Origin of the sequence: Streptomyces sp. AM6-12 (assembly GCF_044327085.1) — a bacterium.
Taxonomy (GTDB): Bacteria; Actinomycetota; Actinomycetes; order Streptomycetales; family Streptomycetaceae; genus Streptomyces.
The window spans coordinates 3258435-3284024 of record NZ_JBIQWN010000001.1; the positions used below are offsets into that span (position 1 = coordinate 3258435).

Genomic DNA, 25590 nt, shown 5'->3' on the forward strand with positions numbered 1-25590 from the left:
GACACCCAACAGCGTGCCCGACACCCTTCACCGACAAGATCCGCGTTCCACGCCGAAGCAGTACTAGCGTTCTCATCCATCCGAAGTGTGCCGAGTAGTCAACGTTCCACCCATGAGCAACCGTGCAAGACACTTGCTTGCAGTCGGCTATTGCTCCTTAGAAAGGAGGTGATCCAGCCGCACCTTCCGGTACGGCTACCTTGTTACGACTTCGTCCCAATCGCTGGTCCCACCTTCGACAGCTCCCTCCCACAAGGGGTTGGGCCACCGGCTTCGGGTGTTACCGACTTTCGTGACGTGACGGGCGGTGTGTACAAGGCCCGGGAACGTATTCACCGCAGCAATGCTGATCTGCGATTACTAGCGACTCCGACTTCATGGGGTCGAGTTGCAGACCCCAATCCGAACTGAGACCGGCTTTTTGAGATTCGCTCCACCTCACGGTATCGCAGCTCATTGTACCGGCCATTGTAGCACGTGTGCAGCCCAAGACATAAGGGGCATGATGACTTGACGTCGTCCCCACCTTCCTCCGAGTTGACCCCGGCGGTCTCCCGTGAGTCCCCAGCACCACAAGGGCCTGCTGGCAACACGGGACAAGGGTTGCGCTCGTTGCGGGACTTAACCCAACATCTCACGACACGAGCTGACGACAGCCATGCACCACCTGTACACCGACCACAAGGGGGGCACTATCTCTAATGCTTTCCGGTGTATGTCAAGCCTTGGTAAGGTTCTTCGCGTTGCGTCGAATTAAGCCACATGCTCCGCCGCTTGTGCGGGCCCCCGTCAATTCCTTTGAGTTTTAGCCTTGCGGCCGTACTCCCCAGGCGGGGCACTTAATGCGTTAGCTGCGGCACGGACAACGTGGAATGTTGCCCACACCTAGTGCCCACCGTTTACGGCGTGGACTACCAGGGTATCTAATCCTGTTCGCTCCCCACGCTTTCGCTCCTCAGCGTCAGTATCGGCCCAGAGATCCGCCTTCGCCACCGGTGTTCCTCCTGATATCTGCGCATTTCACCGCTACACCAGGAATTCCGATCTCCCCTACCGAACTCTAGCCTGCCCGTATCGACTGCAGACCCGGGGTTAAGCCCCGGGCTTTCACAACCGACGTGACAAGCCGCCTACGAGCTCTTTACGCCCAATAATTCCGGACAACGCTTGCGCCCTACGTATTACCGCGGCTGCTGGCACGTAGTTAGCCGGCGCTTCTTCTGCAGGTACCGTCACTCTCGCTTCTTCCCTGCTGAAAGAGGTTTACAACCCGAAGGCCGTCATCCCTCACGCGGCGTCGCTGCATCAGGCTTTCGCCCATTGTGCAATATTCCCCACTGCTGCCTCCCGTAGGAGTCTGGGCCGTGTCTCAGTCCCAGTGTGGCCGGTCGCCCTCTCAGGCCGGCTACCCGTCGTCGCCTTGGTGAGCCGTTACCTCACCAACAAGCTGATAGGCCGCGGGCTCATCCTGCACCGCCGGAGCTTTACACCGTCAAGGATGCCCAAGACGGTCATATCCGGTATTAGACCCCGTTTCCAGGGCTTGTCCCAGAGTGCAGGGCAGATTGCCCACGTGTTACTCACCCGTTCGCCACTAATCCACCCCGAAGGGCTTCATCGTTCGACTTGCATGTGTTAAGCACGCCGCCAGCGTTCGTCCTGAGCCAGGATCAAACTCTCCGTGAATGTTTACCGGTAATCCGGTGAGCACCACGAGAGCGGAACGATCGGAGGAATAGTCCGACCGTTCACAGCGTCCTCGCTGTGTTTATTTCAAAGGAACCACGTCCCGATCATGATGACCGGAGACGGGGTATCAACATATCTGGCGTTGACTTTTGGCACGCTGTTGAGTTCTCAAGGAACGGTCGCTTCCTTTGTACTCACCCTCTCGGGCTTTCCTCCGGGCTTCCCTTCGTGTTTCCGACTCTATCAGATCTTTTCTCGATCCGATTTCCTCGGTGCTTTCCAGGTTCCCGCTCTCGCGTTTCCCTTTCCGGCGGTTCCGACTCTATCAGACCCTTTCGGTGTCTGACCCCCAGTCAGCGGGGCTTGTCTTCCCGGCCGTTGGGCCGTTCCGACGAGTGAGACTTTAGCGGATTCCGGGCCCCCGAGCTAATCGGGGGCTGCGTTCTTTCGAACGCGGATTCCTCATTTCGCGAATACGCACACCACAGAGTTCGACGCCGGGGCGTCGGAATGGGTGGTGCTCGCGGAATGGCTGCCCGGGGACCGACCGGAGTCGGCGCTCACGTCGGACAACTCGGAGTACCTTACGGATGGCCCCGAGGCGTGTCAACTGCCGGCCGGTCCCACTCGGCCAGGGTCAGTCCTTCGTGCCGGAGGCCAGCTCGCGGCTGCGGTCCCTGGCGGCTTCCAGCGCGGCGATGAGGGCAGCGCGGACCCCGTGGTTCTCCAGCTCGCGGATGGCGTTGATCGTCGTACCGGCGGGGGAGGTGACGTTCTCCCGGAGCTTCACCGGGTGCTCGCCGCTGTCGCGGAGCATCACGGCGGCGCCGATGGCCGACTGGACGATGAGCTCGTGGGCCTTGTCGCGGGGCAGGCCGAGGAGGATGCCGGCGTCGGTCATGGCCTCGACCAGGTAGAAGAAGTACGCCGGGCCGGAGCCGGACAGGGCGGTGCAGGCGTCCTGCTGGCCCTCGGGCACGCGGAGCGTCTTGCCGACGGCGCCGAAGATGTCCTCCGCGGTGGCCAGGTGGTCGGGGGTGGCGTGGGTGCCGGCGGAGATGACGGACATGGCCTCGTCGACGAGGGCCGGGGTGTTCGTCATGACGCGGACCACCGGAGTGCCCTTGCCGAGGCGTTCCTCGAGGAAGGCGGTCGGGATGCCCGCGGCGCCGCTGATGACCAGGCGGTCGGCGGGGATGTGCGGGGCCAGTTCGTCCAGCAGGGCGCCCATGTCCTGCGGCTTGACCGTGAGGATCAGGGTGTCGGCGGTCTTGGCGGCCTCGGTGTTACTGACCGGGGTGACTCCGTGGCGAGCGCGGAGTTCTTCGGCGCGTTCGGGGCGGCGGGCGGTGACGAGGAGGTCGGCGGGGGCCCAACCGGCCCGGATCATCCCGCTGAGCAGGGCTTCGCCGATCTTGCCGGTGCCGAGTACTGCGACTTTCTGGGTCATGCGGATCAGTCTGGCACCGGCGGTTCGGCGCCGGGGTGTCGTCCGGGTGGCGGACGGCGGGTCCGGGACGGGGTTCTGGCCCGGTTTCGGTGGTGCCGTCGCGTTGCCCGGCGGGGATGCGCGTCTGGCGTTCCGGTGGCCAGCAGGTGGCATTCAGCCGGCGTACACGCTGGCTCAAGATGGTGTCGCCAGAGTCCTGCCTCGTGACTACTTCGCACCCGCGTCCCGGCGTCGCCTCCGTGTGCGCCGCTGCTCTGACGCTTTCAGGACTGCTCGTCACCGGGATGGTCGCCGCCCAGCCCGCGGCGGCCGCGGACCCGGCCGGCTACCAGAACGTCCGGATCAACGAGGTCACCTCGTCGGGCGACGACACGGTGGAGCTGTACAACACCGGCTCTGCCCCGGTGAGCATCAGCGGCTGGAAAGTGGCCGACGACAGCTTCTCGCCGCAGTCGTTCAGCCCGTCCGCGAGCACCGTACCGGCCCACGGCTTCGTCACCTTCGACTCGCCCAAGGGGCTCGGCGACTCGGACAAGCTGGTGCTCTACACCTCCGGCGGCACGGTCGTCGACCGCGTCGAGTGGGCCACCGGCAAGGCGAAGCCGGCGATGGCGCGGTGCGGCGGGGACGGCACCGGCGCATGGGTCACCACGACCACGGCGACCACGTTCGGCGCCGCGAACGCCTCGGGCTGCCCCGCCTCGCTCCCGGCGGCGAGTCAGGTGCGGATCAACGAGGTCACCTCGGACGGCGCGGACACCGTGGAGCTCTACAACGGCGGTCCGAGCGCGGTCGGTATCGGATCGTGGAAGTACGTCGACAGCGACACCAGCCACTCCCCGGCCTCGATCTCCGCTTCCTCCCCGAGCACGACCAGCATCCCCGCCGGCGGCTTCGCCACGTTCGGCTCCACCCTCGGTCTGGGCGACAACGACTCGGTCTTCCTCACCGACGGCAACGGGAACACCATCGACTCGGTGACCTGGGCGAGCGGTGGCGCCGAACCGTCGGACGAGCGCTGCGCCGACGGCACCGGCGCGTTCCAGACGTCCACGACCGCCTCCCTGGGGAGCGCGAACACCTGCCCCGGCGGTAGCGGCGGAGGTAGCACCGGCAGTGGCGGCACGGGCCGGTTGCTGGGCGGTGGCGGCTCGCTCACCAGCGGCTGCGCCCCCGAGGCGCCCACCGGTACGGCCGCCGCTCCGGCCGGCACCCTGGCGTGGCCGGGTGGGCAGGACGTCACGATCGCCGACAACGTGTGCGCCTTCACCACGTCCACCGGGCCCGAGGGGCGTGACCTGAGCGGCCTGGCGTTCGACCCGGCGAACCCGTCGGTGCTGTGGGCGGTCAAGAACAAGAACTGGCTGTTCAAGCTGGTCAAGAGCGACGGCAAGTGGATCCCGGACCCGTCCTGGAGCGCGTCCGGCAAGCAGATCCGCTTCGCGGGCGGTTCCGGCGAACCGGACTCCGAGGGCCTGACGGTCGGCGGCAACGGCCACCTGTACGTGACCTCCGAACGCGACAACGCGAAGAACACGGTCCCCAAGGACACGATCATGGAGTTCGACCCGTCCGCCACCGGCTCGACGCTCACCCCGGTCCACCAGTGGGACATGACCGCGCAGTTCCCGCAGCTGAACACCGGCAGCAAGGACGACGCCAACCTCGGCTTCGAGGGCGTCGCCTACGTGCCGGACGGCTGGCTGACCGCGAACGGCTGGACCGACCCGCTCACCGGCGCCGCCTACAACCCGGCGGACTACCCGCTGCACGGCTCGGGCCTGTTCTTCGCCGGCCTGGAGTGGGACGGCACGCTGCACGCCTACGGCCTGAACTCCGACGGCACCTTCACCACGTTCGGCGCGATCTCCACGGGCAAGACCTCCGTGGTGGACGTGACGTTCGACGCCGGGACCCAGCGCATCGTCGCCACCTGCGACAACGCCTGCGGCGAGACCCACACCTTCCTGAAGGTCGACGCGGCGGGCGCGATCGTCCCCGACGTGACCTACACCAACCCGGCCGTCATGCCCGTCGACAACCTGGAGGGCTTCGCCCTCGCACCGGCCTCCACCTGCGTCGCCGGCTCCCGCGAGGCCGTCTGGACCGACGACGGCATCTACGGCTTCGGCTCCGGAAGCTCGTCGTACGGCCACGCCCTCTACAGCGGCACCTTCCCCTGCTGAACTCCCGGCGGGGACGCGGCTCCCGGTGGACGGGGTGGCGGTGGCGGCCAAGGCCGTCCGCTCCGGCCGCCAGGGGCCGCGCCGTTCCCGTCCCGCGGCCGTCCGGTCATGGAGTGCGGCGTCGTAGCGTCGCGGCGCCCAGGGTCAGGACCAGGAGGGCGCAGGCGGCCACGATCAGGGTGTCGCGGGCGAAGGCCGGAGTCGGGTCGCGGTGGTGGAGGAGTTGGGTCATGGCGTCCACGGCATAGGACATGGGGAGGACGTCGGAGACGGCGCTGATGACGGGGTGCATGGCGGAGCGGGGGGTGAAGAGGCCGCAGAGGAGGAGCTGGGGGAAGATCACGGCCGGGCCCCGGTGCCGACGGCCGCCAGTGCCGGCCCGCGCGCCCTTCTTGCCGGAGATGCGGCCGCGGTCCGGCAGTGGGCGGCAGGTGGCGGCGGGGCGCGGCCGTGGTGGCCCGGCGCCTGGTGGCCCTCAGTGTGTCCGGGCCACCAGGAGGAGCACGTCGTACGTCTCCTCGACCATGCCGTCGGGGAAGACCTTCAGGAGGTGGCCGCGCTCCTCGGTCAGGAAGGCGTCGCGGGCGGTGGCGTCCATGACGAGGAAGTGGGAGTGGCTGCCGATGTTGGCGAGGTGGGTGTCGAGGGGGACCCGGCGGCTCCAGCGCAGCTTGTGCTTGACGAAGTCGAGGCGGCCGCTGGGGTCGGCGAGATCCACGCGGTCGTCGCGGTTGGCCTGCTGGGAGTCCATACCGGCGGCGCGGTGCACGCGCTCGGACGCCGCCGCGGCCCACTCGACGTCCAGGGCGCTCCTGTTCCACCACAGAGCGAGCGTCCCGCCCGGCCGCAGCACGCGCAGCGCCTCCGGCACCGAGTGGGCCGGGTCGGTCCAGTGCCAGGACTGGGCGTAGGTGAGGAAGTCGAGGCCGGCGTCGGCGAGCGGGAGGGCGTTGCCGTTGCCGCGGACCAGGGGGATGTCCGGGTTGCCGCGGCGGAACTCGGCGGCCATGCCCTCGCCGGGCTCGACCGCGAGGACGTCCGCGCCGCGGGCGTGCAGCAGGCTCGTGGAAATGCCCGTGCCCGCGCCGACGTCCGCCACCCGCGCGCCGGCCAGCGAGCGGCCTGCCGCCTCCTCGATGGTGTCGAAGAGGGCGGGCGGGTAGGAGGGGCGGTTGGCGGCGTACTGGGCGGCGGCCGCGTTGAAGGAGTGGGCGCGGTCGGACTCGGCGGGGCGCGTGGTCGTCATACGGCCATGGTCGCCGGTGGGCGCCGGGTACGACAGCGAATTCGCCCGGACTTCAGCGGTGGCGCTTCTTCTTCGCGGGGTTGCCGGAGCGGCGGGTGGTGCGTGCGGCGAATTCCGCGCGGGCCTTCTCGTACTCCTCGCGGTGCAGCTTCTCGCCCGGAGCCTCGGTGAGGGAGCGGACGAAGTAGGCGAGGAGGGTGCCGACGAACCCGATGGCGAGCAGCCCCCGCAGGGACGCCTGGCGCTGCGGGTCCTGGCGCTTGCCGAAGCCGGCCAGGGTGTTGCCGAAGGCGAGCGCGGTGCAGATCGCGAACATGGCGACGACCAGGACGGTCACGAAGGCACCGGTGTCGGCGATCTGGAGGCCCTGGTAGGCGAAGCGCAGCACGAGGCAGGAGGCGACCGCCGCGACGAGGGAGCCGACGGCGACACCGGCACGGCGGGCCGCGTAGCCGTCGTCGTGGTTCACCCAGGACGTGCCGAAGAAGCGCAGGGGCTCGGGCCGGGGTCCGCCGACGGATTGCTCCGGGGCGCGCGGGGGGCCGGTTTCGTCGCTCACGGGACGATTATGGCGCCGGGCGCCGGCGGACTCGCGGCCGGGGCGAGGGCGGGACAAGGGCGGGGGCGGGGGCGGGCAGTCGCCGGAGCATGGCCCGGGTCAGCGCGCCCCGGACCCGGGGGACCTCGCCAGGCGCATGTCAGCCGCAGCGGTCCGCCACGTAGCCGTCGCTGCCCGTGTGGACATACGCGTCCGCCACGAACTCGCCGTCGCTGATGTTGTCCCAGATGCTGGAGGTGCCGTACGTCCCGGTGACCGTGGTGCCGGAGGTCTGGCAGTAGATCGGGATCCGGGCACCCTCGGCGAGGGTGCGGACGATGCCGTAGCCGGTGCCGGGGCCGCTGCGGACGTTGACGCGGACGCCCGGAGCGACGGAGTAGTAGCGGACGGACATGCGGATTCTCCCCCGTGAAGCCCCGCCGGAGGCGGGGAGCGACGAATGCGAACGGAGGTTAGCAAGCCGCCTCGGTCTCGTACGAGCCATCGACTAGGCTCCGTGCGTCGCGCGCGGACGAGGAGCACGGGGGGCGGTCCAGACGATGACGCCACAGCGCAGCACCGGAGCGAGCGCGGAGAACGACATGCCCGAGTACGCCGGGCATTACCACCTGGAGTCCCGGCTGGGCTCCGGCGGCATGGGCGTGGTCCACCTCGCCCGCAGCACGTCCGGGCTGCGGCTCGCGGTGAAGGTCGTCCACGCGGAGTTCGCGCGGGACCGGGAGTTCCGGGGCCGGTTCCGGCAGGAGGTGGCCGCGGCGCGCCGGGTCAGCGGTGCGTTCACCGCGCCCGTGGTGGACGCCGACCCGGAGGCGGCACGGCCCTGGATGGCCACGCTCTACATCCCCGGCCCGACCCTCTCCGAGCAGGTGAAGGAGCACGGGCCGCTGGACGCCGGGCAGTTGCGGCGGCTGATGGCGGGGCTCGCGGAGGCATTGCGCGACATACACCGCGTGGGCGTGGTGCACCGGGACCTCAAGCCGAGCAACGTCCTGCTCGCCGAGGACGGCCCGAAGGTCATCGACTTCGGCATCTCCCGGCCCACGGACAGCGAACTGCGCACGGAGACCGGCAAGTTGATCGGCACGCCGCCGTTCATGGCGCCCGAGCAGTTCCGGCGGCCGCGGGAGGTGGGTCCCGCCGCGGACGTCTTCGCGCTGGGCTCGGTGCTGGTGCACGCGGCGACCGGGCGGGGGCCGTTCGACTCCGACAGCCCCTACATCGTCGCCTACCAGGTCGTCCACGACGAGCCCGATCTGTCGGGGGTGCCGGCGACCCTCGCGCCGCTGATCGAGCGCTGTCTGGCCAAGGACCCGGACGAGCGGCCGACGCCGGACGAGCTGATGCGGCAACTGCGGTCGGTGGCGGCGTCGTACGACACCCAGGCGTTCATACCGGCACAGCGCGGGGCGGGTCCGGCGGGTTCCGGGAGCAGCGGTGTTCCCGGGAGCAGTGACGTATCGGCGAAGGACCCGTGGGATACGGGCCCAGGGGCTGCGGAGAGCGCGCCGTCAAAGACGAAGAGGCGCGCCCTGCGGCCCGGCCGGATCGCCGCCGTCGCGGCCGGGGTGCTCGCGCTGGTCGTCGGCGGGGCCTTCGCCTGGGTGCGGTGGCCCGGCGCCGACACCCCCGCGGCGAAGGACCCGCGCACGGCGGCGGTCGGGTTCGCGGGGTGGCGTACGGTGCCGGTCGCCGGGCAGAGCGACGCGCCCCGGTGTGCCGTCGGCGCGGGCACACTGTTGTGCGCCGGCGCGGGGCAGGCGTACGCACTCGATCCGCGCGGCGGCCGGACGCTGTGGCGGCACCCCTTCACCGGCGCGCACTGGAGCGCGGCGCCCGCGGTGTCGGGCGGCCTCGCGCAGGTGCGCGACGCGGCCGGGAACGTGGTGGCCCTCGATCCGGACACGGGCCGTACCCACTGGCGGCGCGCCCTGCCCGCGGGCGCCGGGACGCAGTACACGGACAGGACACTGCTGATCACCGCCGCCGACGGCACGGTCACGGGCGTGGACAGCGCGTCCGGTCGGACGAAGTGGAGCCGGCGGCTGCCGGGCACCGGCCGGCCGAGCGTCGACTGGTATCCGGGCGGCGCCGCCGCCTACGCCTCGACCACCTCCGCGGACGGCCGCAGCACACGGGTCGTCGCGTTCGACCCGGAGACCGGCGCGGTGCGCTGGGACACGGTGCTGACCGGGCTGCTGCGACCGGTCGGCGCCGAGGACTCCGCCGTGTTCTTCCTGTCCGCCGACCCGGTGTACGGCGACACGGACGCGGTGGTGCGGTACGACGGCTCGTCCCGGACCGTACGACGGGTGCCGCTGCCCGCGCCCCGGCCGGACGCCCACGCCGTCGTGCGCCGGGGCGTGGTCTATCTGCTGGACGTCAACGGCGGTCTGGACGCCGTGGACGCCCGGGCCGGCAAGCGGCTGTGGCACCTGGAGACATCGGTGAGCCGGGGCTCGGCGCTGGTCGCCGGGAACCGGTACCTGTACTTCTCGGCCGGTGACGGACGGCTGCTCGCCGTGGACACGCGCGGCGGGCGGCTCGCGGGTCAGACGCCGGCCCGGCCGGGGAACGGCACCGGGCGGGTCGCGGCGCTGCGGGCCGCGCCGGTGCTCGCCGCCCCGCAGGTGTACGCGACCGCCCCGGACGGTTCGGTGTTCGCCCTCGACGGACGGGACCCGTCGGCCTGGTGACACGAAAGGGCGTCACGAGGGCGTCGCGGGGCGGTCAGCCCAGCTTGCTCACGTCCCGCACCGCGCCCTTGTCCGCGCTGGTCGCCATCGCGGCGTAGGCGCGCAGCGCGGCGGTGACCTTGCGGTCGCGGTCCCTCGGCGCGTACACGCCGTTCAGGGCCTGCTCGCGGCGGGCCAGTTCGGCGTCGTCCACCAGCAGTTCGATGGTGCGGTTCGGGATGTCGATGCGGATGCGGTCGCCGTCCTCGACCAGGGCGATGGTGCCGCCCGAGGCCGCCTCCGGGGAGGCGTGGCCGATGGAGAGGCCCGAAGTGCCGCCGGAGAAGCGGCCGTCGGTGATCAGCGCGCAGCTCTTGCCGAGGCCGCGGCCCTTCAGGTACGAGGTCGGGTAGAGCATCTCCTGCATGCCGGGGCCGCCCTTGGGGCCCTCGTAGCGGATGACGACGACGTCGCCCTCCTTGACCTCCTGGGTGAGGATGCGCTGGACGGCCTCCTCCTGGGACTCGCAGACCACGGCCGGGCCCTCGAAGGTCCAGATCGTCTCGTCCACGCCGGCCGTCTTGACCACGCAGCCGTCGACCGCCAGGTTGCCGCGCAGCACCGCGAGGCCGCCGTCCTTGGAGTAGGCGTGCTCGGCGGAGCGGATGCAGCCGCCCTCGGCGTCGTCGTCCAGGGAGTCCCAGCGCTCGGACTGGGAGAACGCCTCGGCGGAGCGGACGCAGCCGGGCGCCGCGTGCCACAGCTCGACGGCCTCGGGGGACGGGGAGCCGCCGCGCACGTCCCAGGTCTTGAGCCAGTCGGCGAGGGAGGGGCTGTGCACGGCGTGCACGTCCTCGTTCAGCAGGCCCGCCCGGTGCAGTTCGCCGAGGAGGGCGGGGATGCCGCCGGCGCGGTGCACGTCCTCCATGTAGTACGTACGGTTCTTGCCCACGTTCGGCGCGACCTTGGCGAGGCAGGGGACGCGGCGCGAGACGGCGTCGATCTGCTCCAGGCCGAAGGGGACCTCCGCCTCCTGGGCGGCGGCCAGCAGGTGCAGGATCGTGTTGGTGGAGCCGCCCATCGCGATGTCCAGGGCCATGGCGTTCTCGAAGGCCTGGAAGGTGGCGACGGAGCGGGGCAGGACGGTCTCGTCGTCCTGCTCGTAGTAGCGCCGGGTGAGGTCCATGACCGTGCGGGCGGCGTTCACGTACAGCTGCTTGCGCGCGGTGTGGGTGGCGAGGACCGAGCCGTTGCCGGGCAGGGAGAGGCCGATGGCCTCGGTCAGGCAGTTCATCGAGTTGGCGGTGAACATGCCGGAACAGCTGCCGCAGGTCGGGCAGGCGTTCTCCTCGATGCGCAGGATGTCGGCGTCGGAGACCTTGTCGTTGGCGGCTTCCGAGATGGCGTCGATCAGGTCGAGGGAGCGCACGGTGCCGTCGACCAGGGTGGCGCGGCCGGCCTCCATGGGGCCGCCGGAGACGAAGACCGTCGGGATGTTCAGGCGCAGGGCCGCCATCAGCATGCCCGGAGTGATCTTGTCGCAGTTGGAGATGCAGACCAGGGCGTCGGCGCGGTGGGCCTCGACCATGTACTCCACGGAGTCCGCGATCAGGTCGCGGGAGGGCAGCGAGTAGAGCATGCCGCCGTGGCCCATGGCGATACCGTCGTCCACGGCGATGGTGTTGAACTCGCGCGGGATGCCGCCCGCCTCGGTGATCGCCTCGCTGACGATCCGGCCGACCGGCTGGAGGTGGGTGTGGCCCGGCACGAACTCGGTGAAGGAGTTGGCGACGGCGATGATCGGCTTACGGCCGATGTCCGCACCGGGTACACCGGAGGCGCGCATAAGGGCGCGGGCGCCCGCCATGTTGCGGCCGTGGGTGACTGTGCGGGACCTCAGCTCGGGCATCGTCGCTCGCTCCTCGATGAACAGTTCTGGCTTTCTCCGAGACTACGCCGGGGCTCCAAGGAATGGACACGCTTGTCCGGAATGCGGGACGGGCATTTCACCGGCGCCCGGCCGGCGGCCGTGCTCGGGGGTGCCGGTCAGGCCGCGGGTGCCGGTCAGGGCCGGGTGAGGTGCTTCTGTACGACGGGTGCCACCCGCACGATGATCTCCTCCACGTCCGCCGAGGCCAGCGGCTCCAGCTTGAGGACGTAGCGCATCATGGCCGTACCCACGAGCTGGGCCGCGGCCAGTTCGGCGCGCAGTTCGGCGTCCGGCAGGTCGAGGCGGGCGGCGACGCGGCGCACCAGCTGGGCGGCGACCAGGCGGCGGAAGACGGCGGCGGCGGTGTCGTTGGTGACGGCCGAGCGCAGGATCGCGAGCAGCGGGGCGCGGGTCGTGGGGTCCTCCCAGACGCCGAGCACGAAGCGGGCCAGCCGCTCCCCCACCCCGTCCGGCGGGCCCTCGGCGAGGACGTCCGGGGCGGCGAGAGCGGGAGCGAAGGCGACCTCGACGGCCGCCGCGAAGACCTGTTCCTTGGTGCCGAAGTAGTGGTGGACCAGCGCGGAGTCCACGCCGGCCGCCTTGGCGATCTGGCGTACGGAGGTCTTGTCGTACCCGCGCGCGGAGAACTCCTCACGGGCGGCGGTGAGGATGCGGTCCCGCGTCCCGGCGGAGGCGGCACGGGAGGGCCGGCCGCGGCGGCGGGGGGCCGGCTCGGTGGGGTCGGTGGGACTGCCGAGGTCCGTGGGGCCGGTGGGGTCGGTCATCGGCGGGGGAGACGGACGGCGGCGGCCAGGTGCTTGCGGGTGAAGGCGAGGGCCTCGGCGAGGTCGGCCTCGCGCTCGGCGCCGGACATCGCCCGTCGGGTGTTGACCTCGATGACGACATGGCCGGTGAAACCGGAGACGGTCAGGTGCTCCAGCAGTTCGGCGCAGGGCTGGTCGCCGCGCCCCGGCACCAGGTGCTCGTCCTTGGCCGAGCCGCGCCCGTCGGCGAGGTGGACATGGCCGAGCCGGTCGCCCATGCGGCCGATCATCTCCAGGGCGTCGGTACGGGCCGTCGACGTATGGCTGAGGTCGATGGTGAAGTGCCGGTAGTCGTCCTGGCTGACATCCCAGGCGGGGGCGTAGGCGAGCATCTCGCGGTCGCGGTAGCGCCACGGGTACATGTTCTCGACCGCGAACCGCACGTCCGTCTCGTCCGCCATCCGCCAGACGCCCGCGACGAAGTCCCGCGCGTACTGCCGCTGCCACCGGAACGGCGGGTGGACGACGACGGTGGAGGCGCCCAGCTTCTCGGCGGCGGCACGGGCGCGGCGCAGCTTGGTCCACGGGTCGGTGGACCAGACGCGCTGGGTGATCAGCAGGCACGGGGCGTGCACGGCGAGGACCGGGATGCCGTGGTAGTCCGAGAGACGGCGCAGCGCGTCGATGTCCTGGCTGACGGGGTCGGTCCAGACCATGACCTCGACGCCGTCGTAGCCGAGGCGCGCGGCGATCTCGAAGGCCGTCGCCGTGGACTCCGGGTAGACGGAGGCTGTCGACAGCGCTACCGGGACGGTCGTTGGTTCAGCCACGTCCGACACCTTAAGGGGTGGTGCGGTGAGGGTGCCGGGTGCCTGTTCGCCGGTGTGAGGTTTGCCATTTGGGCGCGTGCGGGTGCGTCCCGGTGACCCCGGCCGCGCGCCCCTGCGGACGCTCAGGCCGAGCCCATGTGGTCGAGGCGCCGCAGGATCACGCCCTCCCGCAGGGCCCACGGGCATATCTCCAGGCTCTCCACGCCGAACAGGTCCATCGCGCCCTCCGCCACCAGGGCGCCCGCGAGGAGCTGGGCCGCCCGGCCGTCGGAGACGCCCGGCAGTTCGGCGCGCTGGTCGATGGTCATACCGGACAGGCGCGGCACCCAGGCTTCCAGGGATTCGCGTTTGAGCTCGCGCTGGACGTAAAGGCCCTCGGCGCTGCGGGCGGCGCCGGCGATGCGGGCCAGCTGCTTGAAGGTCTTGGAGGTGGCGACGACGTGGTCGGGGGCACCGAAGCGGGCGAACTCGCCGACCGTGCGGGCGATCTCCGCGCGGACATGGCGGCGCAGGGCGCGTACGTCGTCCGGGGCGGGCGGGTCGCCGGGCAGCCAGCCGGCGGTGAGGCGGCCCGCGCCCAGCGGGAGGGAGGCGGCGGCGTCCGGCTCCTCGTCGATGCCGAAGGCGATCTCCAGGGAGCCCCCGCCGATGTCCAGGACCAGCAGCTTCCCGGCCGACCAGCCGAACCAGCGGCGTACGGCGAGGAAGGTGAGGCGGGCCTCCTCGGCGCCGGAGAGGACCTGGAGTCGCACGCCGGTCTCCTCGGCGACGCGGGCGAGGACCTCGTCGGCGTTGCTCGCCTCGCGGACGGCGGAGGTGGCGAAGGGCAGCAGGTCCTCGACGCCCTTGTCCTCGGCGGCCTGGAGGGCGTCCCGTACGACGTCGACGAGCTTCTCGATGCCGGGGTCGCCGATGGCACCGCTGTCGTCGAGGAGTTGGGCGAGCCGAAGGTCGGCCTTGTGCGAATGCGCGGGCAGCGGGCGCGCGCCGGGGTGGGCGTCCACCACCAGCAGATGCACCGTGTTCGAACCCACGTCCAGGACACCGAGTCTCATATACGGAACGCTACTGCCAGAACGCGGCTTGACGGTCCCCGGACCGGGGGCGGGACACTTACCCTGGACGGGTGCCAAAGACGAAAAAGGCGAAGTCCGCGAAAGCTGGTAAGACGGACAAGGCTCACAAGACCGCCAAAGCTGCCAAGGGGGCGAAGGTGAGCGACGAGCAGGGGCTCGACTTCGCGCGCGCGTGGGTGGAGTTTCCGGACCCGGCGGACGACGAGCAGGTCTTCCGCTGCGATCTGACCTGGCTGACCTCGCGCTGGAACTGCATCTTCGGCAGCGGCTGCCAGGGCATCAAGGCGGGGCGGGCGGACGACGGGTGCTGCACGCTGGGGGCGCACTTCTCCGACGAGGACGACGAGAAGCGGGTCGCCGGACACGTGGCTCGGCTCACGCCGGACATCTGGCAGCACCACGCGGAGGGCACGCGGGACGGCTGGGTCTCCGAGGACGAGGAGGGGTCCCGGCAGACGCGGCCCTTCCAGGGGTCGTGCATCTTCCAGAACCGGCCCGGTTTCGCAGGCGGCGCGGGCTGCTCGCTGCACATCCTCGCGCTCAAGGAGGGCCGGGAGCCGCTGGAGACCAAGCCGGACGTGTGCTGGCAACTGCCCGTCCGCCGGACGTACGAGTGGATCGACCGGCCCGACGACACACGGGTGCTCCAGGTCTCCATCGGGGAGTACGACCGCAGGGGCTGGGGTCCCGGCGGCCACGACCTGCACTGGTGGTGCACCTCGGCCACGTCGGCGCATGGCGCGGGCGATCCGGTGTACGTCTCGTACCGGGCGGAACTGACGGAGCTGATGGGCAAGGAGGGCTACGACCGGCTGGCCGAGCTGTGCGAACAGCGCCTGTCGGCCCAGCTCCCCCTGCTGGCCCCCCACCCGGCCGACCCCACTGCCTGATCCACTCCCCCGCCCGCCCTCCTAGCTCCCCGACGGAGTCGGTGTCCCGCTGTCCGTCGGGGTCGGCGGGGGCGGGGGCGTCGTGGACGGCGGGGGGTCGGTCGGGGTCGGCGGGGGTGTGGGCTGGGTGGTCGGCGGCGGGGTCGCCGGGGAGGTCGGGGCGGTGGTCGTCGGCGGTGGCGGAGCCTGGGTCGGGCGCGAGGGGGGCGGGCCGTAGCCGGTGATGGTGACCACGGCGCCGCCGGGCGCGAGGGAGACGCGGGCCTGCCAGGCCCCCCTGGGCTCGTGCAGGTGGTCGACGTACGCCTTCAGGGTCAGGCTCTCGCCGGGGGCGAGGGTGCCCGAGGACCGGCTCAGATAGAGCCACGCGGAACCGGTGACGGCGGACCAATGGACCGGGTCGGGCCCGGTGGCGGTCAGTGTGATCAGCGTGGTGTCGCCGTCGTTCGCCGCCGTCACCGACAGGCTCCCGGCCGAGCCGTCCGCGGTGCCGGGCGCCGTGCTCTGCACCGACACCGAGACGTCCGGCTTGCCGTCCTTGCCCGCGCCCGGCTTCCGGCTCGCGCTGCCCGCGTTCTCGTACGCCCCGCCCGTGCCGTCCCCGCCGGTCGCGTCCGGGCCCCGCTCCTCGCGCGCGGTGCCGGGACGGCCGTCCGGCTCCCCCGTCGGCGCGCCCCGGTACGCCGCCCACAGGGCCAGCACCGGGGCCGCCACCACCGTCGCCACCACGGTCGTCGTCACCGCGCGGGCGCGCAGCCGGTCGCGGCGGGCCGCGCGGTCGCCGGGGTCCATCGGGAAGCCCCGCCGGTCGAAGCGGGGCGCGTCCGAGACCTTCGCGCGGGGGCGCGGGACGAGGGCCGCGCGGGGCGCCGCCAGGACGGGCAGTTCGGCGGGGGTGACCGAGGTGCCGGGCCAGCGGCCGGGGGCCGCGCGTTCGGCACTGCGGCGGCAGCGCGGGCAGTCGTCGACGTGCCGGACCAGCTCGCGGCGGAGCGCGGTGCTGAGGATCAGCCTGCTGTCGCCGGTGAGATGGGCGACGCTCGGGCAGCCGCCGCGCTCCACCACGGCGAGCGCGGCCCGGGTGCGCTCGACCTCGCAGGCGGCCGTGGCGAGCAGATCGCGGGCGGCGGCCGGTGCCATGCCGAGGACGGCGGCGACCTCGGCGGCGGTCAGATGGTGCCGGACGGCGAGTTCCAGGGCCTCACGCTGCTCGGGCGTGGTGCCGGCCGCCTCCGGCCAGGCGAGCAGGGAGAGTTCACGGCGCCGGCGCTCCCGCACCTCCGGGGGGAGCGCGGGGTCGGGCGCCTGGGGCCCGGCCCCCTGCCCCTGGTCCGCGCGGCCCGTACCGCCCGTGCGGCCGGCCGCGTGCGTGGCCTGACGTCTCCGCTTCGCCTCGGCCAGTTCGCGCAGACACGCCCAGCGGGCCAGCGCGTACAGCCAGGCCCTGCGCTCGCCGTCGGCCGCGGGCGCGCGGTGGGCCCGCCGCTCGGCCAGGGCGAGGGCCTCGCGGAGCGCGGCGGTGGCCGCGTCATGGTCGCAGAGCACGGACAGGCAGTAGGTGAACAGGCCGTCCACGTACGGCTCGTACGGCTCGTGCGGCTCGTGGCGGGTCGAGGCCCGCCGGGCGATGGTGCGGGCGGCGGCACGGTCCCGTGCCTCACGGACCTCGCGTGCCCCCTGCGCCTCGTCCGCCTCACGTGACTCGAACACACCAGGCACTCGCGCCCCCTCGCGCGGTTCACGCCCCTCGCCCGCCTCTCGTGCTTCGCGCGCCGTGCCGTACGCCCGGTGCGCGCCGGTGCGGGTGGTGGTCTCCGGGCTGCTGCTCATCACCCGTGCGACCGTAGGCGGCGGGGCAGCGCCCGCTCCGGAGCCTTGAGCACTTTTAATCCGTACGGGTGAAACGATCCCTCATAAGGGGACACGAGCGCTGTGTCCCGTGGCCGGATTGCGCGGGCCGGCGAGCGCTGCCCGGCCACCCGATCGGCGGCCCCCGGTCCCGTTGTCAGTGCCGCGGGCTACGGTTTCCGCATGGCTGCCCGTACCAAGACCACCAAGGACCGTCCGTCCTACCGCTGCACCGAGTGCGGCTGGCAGACGGCCAAGTGGCTCGGCCGCTGCCCCGAGTGCCAGGCGTGGGGCACCGTCGAGGAGTACGGCGCGCCCGCGGTCCGTACCACGGCCCCCGGTCGCGTCGTCACCTCCGCGCTGCCCATCGGCCAGGTCGACGGCCGGCAGGCGACCGCCCGCTCCACCGGGGTGCCCGAGCTGGACCGGGTGCTCGGCGGCGGGCTGGTGCCGGGCGCGGTCGTGCTGCTGGCGGGCGAGCCGGGCGTCGGCAAGTCCACCCTGCTGCTGGACGTGGCGGCCAAGGCGGCGAGCGAGGAGCACCGCACCCTCTATGTCACCGGCGAGGAGTCGGCGAGCCAGGTGCGGCTGCGCGCCGACCGCATCAACGCGCTGCACGACCAGCTGTATCTGGCCGCCGAGACCGATCTCTCCGCCGTCCTCGGGCACCTGGACGAGGTCAAGCCGTCCCTGCTGGTCCTCGACTCGGTGCAGACGGTCGCCTCCCCGGAGATCGACGGCGCGCCCGGCGGCATGGCCCAGGTCCGGGAGGTGGCCGGGGCGCTGATCCGCGCCTCCAAGGAGCGCGGCATGTCCACGCTGCTGGTGGGCCATGTCACCAAGGACGGCGCGATCGCGGGCCCCCGCCTGCTGGAGCACCTGGTGGACGTCGTCCTGCACTTCGAGGGCGACCGGCACGCCCGGCTCCGCCTGGTGCGCGGCGTGAAGAACCGGTACGGCGCGACGGACGAGGTCGGCTGCTTCGAGCTGCACGACGAGGGGATCACCGGTCTCGCCGACCCCAGCGGCCTCTTCCTGACCCGGCGCGACGAACCGGTGCCGGGCACCTGCCTGACCGTGACCCTGGAGGGCCGCCGCCCGCTGGTCGCGGAGGTGCAGGCGCTGACCGTGGACTCCCAGATCCCCTCCCCCAGGCGTACGACCTCGGGCCTGGAGACCTCCCGCGTGTCGATGATGCTGGCCGTGCTCGAACAGCGCGGGCGGATCAGCGCGCTCGGCAAGCGGGACATCTACTCGGCGACGGTCGGCGGCGTGAAGCTGTCCGAGCCCGCCGCCGACCTGGCCATCGCCCTCGCGCTGGCCTCCGCCGCGAGCGACACCCCGCTGCCGAAGAACCTGGTGGCCATCGGCGAGGTGGGTCTCGCGGGCGAGGTGCGGCGGGTCACCGGCGTGCAGCGCAGGCTCGCCGAGGCGCACCGGCTCGGCTTCACGCACGCGCTGGTGCCGGGCGATCCGGGGAAGGTCCCGGCGGGGATGAAGGTGCTGGAAGTCGCGGACATGGGGGACGCGCTGCGGGTGCTGCCCCGCTCCCGTCGCCGGGAGGCCCCGCGGGAGGCGGAGCAGCGCCGGTAGACTTTGCCCAGGTCTCGCCCGTCCGTACGAACCGAGTGCGGGCCGTGCGCGTGAGAACCCCCGACCGGAGGAGTGCAGTGGCAGCCAACGACCGGGCAGCAGCTCCCGGAAAGTCCGGTGGGAGTGCCGGTTCCGATGGCCTGATGCGCGCGGCGCTGAGCGCCGTGGCTCCCGGTACGGCCATGCGTGACGGCCTGGAGCGCGTGCTGCGCGGCAACACCGGCGGCCTGATCGTGCTCGGCTCCGACAAGACCGTCGAGGCGATGTGCACGGGCGGGTTCGTGCTGGACGTGGAGTTCGCCGCGACCCGGCTGCGGGAGCTGTGCAAGCTGGACGGCGGCATCGTGCTCTCCTCGGACCTGTCGAAGATCCTGCGCGCGGGCGTCCAACTGGTCCCGGACCCGACCATCCCGACGGAGGAGACCGGCACCCGGCACCGGACGGCGGACCGGGTGAGCAAGCAGGTCGGCTTCCCCGTCGTCTCCGTCTCCCAGTCCATGCGGCTGATCGCGTTGTACGTGGACGGTCAGCGCCGGGTCCTGGAGGACTCGGCGGCGATCCTGTCCCGCGCGAACCAGGCGCTGGCCACGCTGGAGCGGTACAAGCTCCGCCTGGACGAGGTGGCGGGCACGCTGTCGGCGCTGGAGATCGAGGACCTGGTGACGGTGCGGGACGTGTCCGCCGTCGCGCAGCGTCTGGAGATGGTGCGCCGGATCGCCACCGAGATCGCCGAGTACGTGGTGGAGCTGGGCACCGACGGCCGTCTTCTCTCGCTCCAGCTGGAGGAGTTGATCGCGGGGGTCGAGCCGGACCGCGAGCTGGTGGTGCGGGACTACGTGCCCGAGCCGACGGCGAAGCGCTCCCGCACCGTGGAGGAGGCCCTGGCGGAGCTGGACGCGCTGACCCAGGCGGAGCTGATCGAGGTCGGCACGGTGGCGCGGGCGCTGGGCTACACCGGGTCGCCCGAGACCCTGGACTCCGCGGTGTCCCCGCGGGGCTTCCGGCTGCTGGCCAAGGTGCCGCGGCTGCCGGGGGCGATCATCGACCGGCTGGTGGAGCACTTCGGCGGGTTGCAGAAGCTGCTCGCGGCGAGTGTGGACGACCTCCAGACGGTGGACGGTGTGGGCGAGGCGCGGGCGAGGAGCGTGCGGGAGGGGCTCTCGCGGCTCGCGGAGTCCTCGATCCTGGAGCGGTACGTCTGAATTCCCGTCAGCGGAGCCCCGGGGGTGTGGGGCGCTTCAGTCCGCCGACAGCACGAAGGACGCCTGAAGCTTTCCGTAGCCCGGTGTCTTCGCCTCCAGCAGGTACGTGCCCGGATTCGCCGTGCCGCTCGGCGGGGTCGCGCAGTGGGCGGCGCTCGGGTGGCGGTCCCACTTCACCGTGTACGTGATGGACTTGCCGGCCGGTACCCGGAACAGCAGGTGGCCCGCGCCCTTGGGGCAGTCGGCGGAGGACCAGAAGGGGTGGTCGCCGTCGGCCGGGGTGATGGTCAACACCGCGTTCCGGGGCCCGAGATCGACCTTGCAGTCGGCGGACGACGTGTTCCTCGCGGTCAGTTCGAACGCCGGCGTCTGGTCCGGCGAGTAGGAGTTGTGCAGGCTGCGCAGGCCCAACGACACCGCTGTGGAAGCGCAGTTGGCCAGTGCGGAGGAGCCGGGCAGCGCGTCGCCCGCGGCCACCGCCCCGCCGCCCGCTGCGGACGAGCCGCCCGAACCGGCGGATCCTGCCGAGCCCGAGCCGGAGTCCCCGGCACCGGAGGACCCGGCACCCTGATCCGGACCGGACCCGGAACCGGCGGACCCGGAACCCGAGTCCGCTCCCCCCGACTGGTCCCGCCCGCCCGGATGTTGGCTGTACGCGGGACCCGAGCCCGACGGCCCCGGCGTGATCGTGTTCGTGGGGTTCTTGCCGCCGGACGCGCTGCTGCCCTTCTTCCCGCCTCCGCCGCCCCCGGCGGTGACGATCCACGCGATCAGCAGCGCCGAGACGACGACCACCGACAGCAGTACGACCCTCCTGCGCCAGTAGATGGAGGAGGGAAGCGGCCCGACCGGATTGCGCAGAGATCCCACGCCCAAACTCTACGAGAGTTCGGCGCGCGGCCTTGCCCCACCCGCCGACCACGCGGCAACTTTTCCGGATCATCATTCCGGTAACTGCCCGTGCAGGCACGGTTCTTCAGCGTTCGGCACGCTGAGTGACGGCCTGGTCACCCGCGCCACCCCGCGTGGCGTGGCAGGATCGGAAGGCCATGACCGAGAAACTCCACGCCCCCGTGATCGCCTGGTTCGACGCCCATGCCCGCGACCTCCCCTGGCGCCGCCCTCAGGCGGGCGCGTGGGGCGTGATGGTCAGCGAGTTCATGCTTCAGCAGACCCCGGTGAACCGGGTGCTGCCCGTCTACGAGCAGTGGCTCGCCCGCTGGCCGCGCCCCGCCGACCTGGCGAAGGAGGCGCCCGGCGAGGCGGTGCGCGCCTGGGGCCGACTCGGCTATCCGCGCCGCGCGCTGCGGCTGCACGGCGCCGCGGTCGCCATAACGGAACGGCACGGCGGCGACGTACCGACGGAACACGCGCAGCTGCTCGCGCTGCCCGGCATCGGCGAGTACACGGCCGCCGCGGTGGCCTCGTTCGCCTACGGGCAGCGGCACCCGGTGCTGGACACGAATGTGCGAAGGGTGCTGGCGCGGGCGGTGACGGGCGTGCAGTACCCGCCGAACGCGACGACCGCGGCCGAGCGGCGGCTGGCCCGCGAGCTGCTGCCTGAGGACGAGCGGACGGCCGCGCGCTGGGCCGCCGCCTCCATGGAGCTGGGCGCGCTGGTGTGCACCGCGAAGAACGAGGGGTGCGCGCGCTGCCCGATCGCCGCGCAGTGCGCCTGGCGGCAGGCGGGCAAGCCCGAGCACCAGGGGCCACCGCGGCGCGGGCAGACGTACGCCGGTACGGACCGGCAGGTGCGCGGCAAGCTGCTCGCCGTGCTGCGGGAGGCGCACGCGCCGGTGCCGCAGGCACTGCTCGACCGGGTGTGGCACGAGCCGGTGCAGCGGGCCCGCGCGCTGGACGGACTGGTGGCCGACGGCTTGGTGGAACCGCTGCCGGGCGGTCTGTACCGGCTGCCGCTGACCTGACCCACAGCCAGATCACAGCGGCGCCCCCACTGTTACGGCGCCCTCCGCCCAACCTGACTACCGCAAAAGCCTTATAACTGGACACAAGGGCCGCACTCTTTACCCCGTTCCTACGGCCGTTACACAACCGACGGATAGCCGATTGCCAGCCGAAGGCTGGTTCGCACAGCCCCGTGACAACGACTGCCTACCTTCGTTTCCGTGCCCGCCAGACCACGGGCCGGCAGGACAGCGGGACTTCGGCGGGGGCCGGAGCACACGGGGAACGGAGGCGGTTGAACATGGCGCAGGGCGAGGTGCTCGCATTCGAGGAGTACGTCCGCACGCGACAGGACGCGCTGCTGCGCAGTGCGCGCCGGCTGGTGCCGGACCCCGTGGACGCGCAGGACCTGCTCCAGACCGCGCTGGTGCGGACGTACGGCCGCTGGGACGGCATCGCCGACAAGCGCCTCGCCGACGCCTATCTGCGCCGGGTCATGATCAACACGCGCACCGAGTGGTGGCGGGCCCGCAAGCTGGAGGAGGTCCCCACCGAGCAGCTGCCGGACGCCAGCGTGGACGACTCCACCGAGCAGCACGCCGACCGGGCCCTGCTGATGGACATCCTGAAAGTCCTCGCCCCCAAGCAGCGCAGCGTCGTGGTGCTGCGACACTGGGAGCAGATGTCCACCGAGGAGACGGCCGCGGCCCTGGGCATGTCGGCCGGTACGGTCAAGAGCACGCTGCACCGGGCGCTCGCCCGGCTCCGCGAGGAGCTGGAGGCCCGCGACCTGGACGCACGGGCGCTGGAGCGTGAGGAGCGGGAGCGTTGCGCGGCCTGACAGGGCCCGGGCCCGACCGGGCCCGTGGGAGTTGGCTGGCGGTGATCGCGGCGGTGGCCTCGGTCACCGCCCTCGCCCTTTTCGTCGCGGCGTGCGGCACGGGCGGCCTGGGCGCACGGGACGAGGGCCCGGCGCACGCCTCGGCGGCGGCCGGGGTCGTGGTCTCGCCGGCACCCTCGCCGAGCGATCCGGACAAGTACCGGAAGGTGGACGCCGTCCAGCTGATCAAGAACGATCCGGCGGTGTCCGCCACCGTCAAGCGGGAGCTCAAGCCGTGCAGCGGCAACGAGTACCCGGTGGACGTCAGTTACGGCGATCTGACCGACTCCCCGGTGGACGACGTCGTGATCAACGTGCTGACCTGTGCGGACGCGGTCGGGATCGGTTCGTACGTCTACCGGGACGACGCCGGGACCTTCACGAACGTCTTCCGCACCGAGGAATCGCCGGTCTACGCCGAGATCGATCAGGGCCGGCTCTCGGTGACCAGGCAGTATTACGAGAAGGGCGATCCCATCTCCAGCCCGTCCGGTGAGATCGTGACACCGTACAGCTGGAAGGCGGGACGGTTCACGCCGGGCAAGAGTGTGCGCAACGAGTACAGCAAGTCCGCCGGCCAGGCCCCGACGCCCGTGCCGGACAGCTGAACCGCGCTCCGACCGGACCACCAGCACTTCACGAGGACAGAGAGCACCGGGATGGCAGACCAGACCCACGTTCTGTTCGTCGAGGACGACGACGTCATCCGCGAGGCCACGCAGCTCGCCCTGGAGCGGGACGGCTTCGCGGTCACCGCCATGCCCGACGGCCTGTCGGGCCTGGAGGCGTTCCGCGCGAACCGCCCGGACATCGCCCTGCTCGACGTGATGGTGCCGGGCCTCGACGGGGTCAGCCTGTGCCGCCGGATCCGGGACGAGTCGACGGTCCCGGTGATCATGCTGTCGGCGCGCGCCGACTCCATCGACGTCGTCCTCGGCCTGGAGGCGGGCGCGGACGACTACGTGACCAAGCCGTTCGACGGTGCCGTACTGGTCGCCCGGATCCGTGCGGTGCTGCGCCGCTTCGGGCACGCCGGCGGCTCCGCGCACCCGGAGGATCCCGCCTCCGCGGTGCAGGGCGGCACGCTGACCTTCGGCGAGCTGCGGATCGACACCGACGGCATGGAGGTGAGCCGGGCCGGTCAGCCGGTGGCGCTCACCCCGACGGAGATGCGGCTGCTGCTGGAGTTCTCCTCCGCGCCCGGCACCGTGCTCTCCCGCGACAAGCTGCTGGAGCGGGTGTGGGACTACGGCTGGGGCGGGGACACCCGCGTGGTCGACGTCCATGTGCAGCGGCTGCGGCAGAAGATCGGCCAGGACCGCATCGAGACGGTCCGCGGCTTCGGCTACAAGCTGAAGGCCTGAACGGAGCGGCATGCGGGGGTTTCTGCGCCACCCGGTCCGGCGCATGGAGCGCGTGGGCCTGCACACCGGCATCCGGTGGAAGCTCAGTGCGGCGATCGCGCTGGTCGCCGGGCTCGTGGCGATCGCGCTGAGCCTGGTCGTGCACAACGCGGCCCGCGTCTCGATGCTGGACAACGCACGCGACCTGGCCAATGACCGGGTCCAACTGGCCCAGCGCAACTACGAGTTGTACGGGCGGACGAACTTCCCGAACATCAAGATCGACGATCCGGGGATACCGCCGGCGGTGCGCGAGAAGGTGATGGCCGGGCGCCGGGCGAGCGATGTCTCCGACCGCGGCTCGGGGCCGCCGGACATCTGGGCGGCGGTGCCGGCCAAGGACGGGCATGTGCTGTCGCTGCACAGCCACTTCCCGGACCGCTCCATGGACGTGATGAAGGACCTGGATCAGGCCCTGGTCATCGGGTCCATCGCGGTCGTCCTCGGCGGCAGCGCGCTCGGCGTGCTGATCGGCGGGCAGCTCTCCGGCCGGCTGCGCAAGGCCGCGACCGCCGCGAACCGGGTCGCGCGGGGCGAGACCGAGGTACGGGTGCGGGAGGCCATCGGCGGGGTCGTACGGGACGAGACCGACGACCTCGCACGGGCGGTGGACGCGATGGCGGACGCGCTGCGCCAGCGTCTGGAGGCCGAGCGGCGGGTCACCGCGGACATCGCGCACGAGCTGCGCACGCCGGTGACGGGGCTGCTGACGGCCGCCGAACTGCTGCCGCCGGGCCGGCCCACGGAGCTGGTCCTGGACCGGGCGAAGGCGATGCGCACGCTGGTCGAGGACGTGCTGGAGGTGGCCCGCCTGGACAGCGCCTCGGAACGGGCCGAGCTCCAGGACATCATGCTGGGCGAGTTCGTCACGCGGCGGGTGGCGGCGAAGGATCCGGACGTCGTCGTACGGGTGGTGCACGAGTCGGAGGTGACGACGGACCCGCGCCGCCTCGAACGCGTGCTGTTCAACCTGCTGGCCAACGCCGCGCGGCACGGACGGCCGCCGATCGAGGTGAGCGTCGAGGGCCGGGTGATCCGGGTCCGCGACCACGGCCCCGGCTTCCCAGAAGAACTCCTGGCGGAGGGCCCGAGCCGCTTCCGCACCGGCAGCATGGACCGCGCCGGTCAGGGCCACGGCCTGGGCCTGACCATCGCCGCGGGCCAGGCCCGCGTCCTCGGCGCGCGCCTCACCTTCCGCAACATCCGCCCCACGGGCGTCCCGGCGGACCTCCCGGCGGAGGGGGCGGTGGCGGTGCTGTGGCTGCCGGAGCATGCGCCGACGAATACGGGGAGCTATCCGATGCTGCCGTTGTCGGGGGGTGCCGGTTGAGTGAGGGCGCCGGTTGCATGGGGGGGGCGCCGGTTGAACGTGGGCGGTTCGGTTCGTCGTCGGCCGCGGGCCGGGGGGGCCGTGGCCGACGACGGACCCGCACCCCCTCGGACAGACGACCCCCGCACATGACGAAG

20 protein-coding genes, 1 rRNA gene and 1 pseudogene are annotated in these 25590 nt (G+C 71.9%); 10 read left to right on the top strand and 12 right to left on the bottom strand.

Features of this window, described 5'->3' with window-relative positions:
* Positions 1-161: 161 nt before the first annotated feature.
* Together ACE4Q9_RS14720 and proC are read right to left on the bottom strand one after the other, a co-directional pair.
* Positions 162-1686 (bottom strand): 16S ribosomal RNA (locus ACE4Q9_RS14720).
* A gap of 640 nt (positions 1687-2326) precedes the next feature.
* Positions 2327-3139, bottom strand: coding sequence for a pyrroline-5-carboxylate reductase (proC, locus tag ACE4Q9_RS14725; RefSeq protein ID WP_397984686.1), 813 nt, complete (start codon positions 3137-3139; stop codon positions 2327-2329).
* A 203-nt stretch (positions 3140-3342) separates the two neighbouring features.
* On the opposite strand from proC, the gene ACE4Q9_RS14730 reads away from it, so the two are divergent.
* Positions 3343-5325: a lamin tail domain-containing protein gene (locus tag ACE4Q9_RS14730; protein WP_397984687.1), complete on the top strand. Its 1983-nt coding sequence runs from the start codon at positions 3343-3345 to the stop codon at positions 5323-5325.
* A gap of 106 nt (positions 5326-5431) precedes the next feature.
* On the opposite strand, the pseudogene ACE4Q9_RS14735 reads toward ACE4Q9_RS14730, so the two are convergent.
* The 4 genes and pseudogenes from ACE4Q9_RS14735 to ACE4Q9_RS14750 form a co-directional block, all read right to left on the bottom strand.
* Positions 5432-5674, bottom strand: a pseudogene (locus ACE4Q9_RS14735) (ABC transporter permease); the annotation flags it as partial.
* Between the two features lie 126 nt (positions 5675-5800).
* Positions 5801-6571 carry a class I SAM-dependent methyltransferase gene (locus ACE4Q9_RS14740; RefSeq protein ID WP_397984688.1) on the bottom strand — a complete coding sequence of 257 codons (771 nt, stop codon included), beginning with the start codon at positions 6569-6571 and terminating at the stop codon, positions 5801-5803.
* Positions 6572-6623: 52 nt separating this feature from the next.
* A complete protein-coding gene (locus tag ACE4Q9_RS14745; protein ID WP_397984689.1) occupies positions 6624-7130 on the bottom strand; it encodes an EamA/RhaT family transporter in 507 nt (168 codons plus the stop codon).
* 139 nt (positions 7131-7269) lie between these two features.
* Complete coding sequence (locus tag ACE4Q9_RS14750; protein ID WP_397984690.1) at positions 7270-7524, bottom strand: peptidase; 255 nt, start codon at positions 7522-7524, stop codon at positions 7270-7272.
* Positions 7525-7669: 145 nt separating this feature from the next.
* Between ACE4Q9_RS14750 and ACE4Q9_RS14755 the strand changes: the two genes are divergently transcribed.
* Complete coding sequence (locus ACE4Q9_RS14755; RefSeq protein ID WP_397984691.1) at positions 7670-9823, top strand: PQQ-binding-like beta-propeller repeat protein; 2154 nt, start codon at positions 7670-7672, stop codon at positions 9821-9823.
* A gap of 34 nt (positions 9824-9857) precedes the next feature.
* Here ACE4Q9_RS14755 and ilvD read toward each other — a convergent pair whose 3' ends face one another.
* From ilvD to ACE4Q9_RS14775, 4 genes are all read right to left on the bottom strand, one after another.
* On the bottom strand, positions 9858-11711 hold the full coding sequence (gene ilvD, locus ACE4Q9_RS14760; protein WP_397984692.1) for a dihydroxy-acid dehydratase: 1854 nt from the start codon (positions 11709-11711) through the stop codon (positions 9858-9860).
* 155 nt (positions 11712-11866) lie between these two features.
* Positions 11867-12517: a TetR family transcriptional regulator gene (locus tag ACE4Q9_RS14765; protein ID WP_397984693.1), complete on the bottom strand. Its 651-nt coding sequence runs from the start codon at positions 12515-12517 to the stop codon at positions 11867-11869.
* Positions 12514-13326 carry a sugar phosphate isomerase/epimerase family protein gene (locus tag ACE4Q9_RS14770; RefSeq protein WP_397984694.1) on the bottom strand — a complete coding sequence of 271 codons (813 nt, stop codon included), beginning with the start codon at positions 13324-13326 and terminating at the stop codon, positions 12514-12516. The genes ACE4Q9_RS14765 and ACE4Q9_RS14770 overlap by 4 nt, the downstream gene beginning before the upstream one ends.
* A 122-nt stretch (positions 13327-13448) precedes the next feature.
* Complete coding sequence (locus ACE4Q9_RS14775; protein WP_397984695.1) at positions 13449-14381, bottom strand: Ppx/GppA family phosphatase; 933 nt, start codon at positions 14379-14381, stop codon at positions 13449-13451.
* A 71-nt stretch (positions 14382-14452) separates the two neighbouring features.
* Between ACE4Q9_RS14775 and ACE4Q9_RS14780 the strand changes: the two genes are divergently transcribed.
* Entirely contained in the window at positions 14453-15292 is an 840-nt protein-coding gene (locus ACE4Q9_RS14780; protein WP_397984696.1) for a hypothetical protein, read from the top strand.
* A gap of 21 nt (positions 15293-15313) precedes the next feature.
* On the opposite strand, the gene ACE4Q9_RS14785 is transcribed toward ACE4Q9_RS14780, so the two are convergent.
* Positions 15314-17122, bottom strand: coding sequence for a hypothetical protein (locus ACE4Q9_RS14785; protein WP_397984697.1), 1809 nt, complete (start codon positions 17120-17122; stop codon positions 15314-15316).
* 201 nt (positions 17123-17323) lie between these two features.
* Here ACE4Q9_RS14785 and radA point away from each other — a divergent pair, with 201 nt between their 5' ends.
* Positions 17324-18733 (top strand): DNA repair protein RadA, encoded by a 1410-nt coding sequence (radA, locus tag ACE4Q9_RS14790; protein ID WP_397984698.1) that lies wholly within the window; start codon positions 17324-17326, stop codon positions 18731-18733.
* Between the two features lie 77 nt (positions 18734-18810).
* A complete protein-coding gene (gene disA, locus ACE4Q9_RS14795) occupies positions 18811-19935 on the top strand; it encodes a DNA integrity scanning diadenylate cyclase DisA (RefSeq protein WP_397984699.1) in 1125 nt (374 codons plus the stop codon).
* A gap of 36 nt (positions 19936-19971) precedes the next feature.
* On the opposite strand, the gene ACE4Q9_RS14800 is transcribed toward disA, so the two are convergent.
* Positions 19972-20805, bottom strand: a complete 834-nt coding sequence (locus tag ACE4Q9_RS14800) for a hypothetical protein (protein ID WP_397984700.1) — start codon at positions 20803-20805, stop codon at positions 19972-19974.
* A 179-nt stretch (positions 20806-20984) separates the two neighbouring features.
* On the opposite strand from ACE4Q9_RS14800, the gene ACE4Q9_RS14805 reads away from it, so the two are divergent.
* From ACE4Q9_RS14805 to cseC, 5 genes are all read left to right on the top strand, one after another.
* Entirely contained in the window at positions 20985-21860 is an 876-nt protein-coding gene (locus tag ACE4Q9_RS14805) for an A/G-specific adenine glycosylase (RefSeq protein WP_397984701.1), read from the top strand.
* Positions 21861-22141: 281 nt separating this feature from the next.
* Entirely contained in the window at positions 22142-22681 is a 540-nt protein-coding gene (locus tag ACE4Q9_RS14810) for a SigE family RNA polymerase sigma factor (protein WP_397984702.1), read from the top strand.
* The gene (locus ACE4Q9_RS14815) at positions 22669-23328 is read left to right on the top strand and encodes a hypothetical protein (protein WP_397984703.1); all 660 of its coding nucleotides are present in this window, start codon (positions 22669-22671) and stop codon (positions 23326-23328) included. The genes ACE4Q9_RS14810 and ACE4Q9_RS14815 overlap by 13 nt, the downstream gene beginning before the upstream one ends.
* Before the next feature lie 51 nt (positions 23329-23379).
* Positions 23380-24084, top strand: a complete 705-nt coding sequence (cseB, locus tag ACE4Q9_RS14820) for a two-component system response regulator CseB (protein WP_397984704.1) — start codon at positions 23380-23382, stop codon at positions 24082-24084.
* Positions 24085-24094: 10 nt separating this feature from the next.
* The gene (gene cseC, locus ACE4Q9_RS14825; RefSeq protein ID WP_397984705.1) at positions 24095-25453 is read left to right on the top strand and encodes a two-component system sensor histidine kinase CseC; all 1359 of its coding nucleotides are present in this window, start codon (positions 24095-24097) and stop codon (positions 25451-25453) included.
* The last annotated feature ends 137 nt before the right edge of the window (positions 25454-25590 follow it).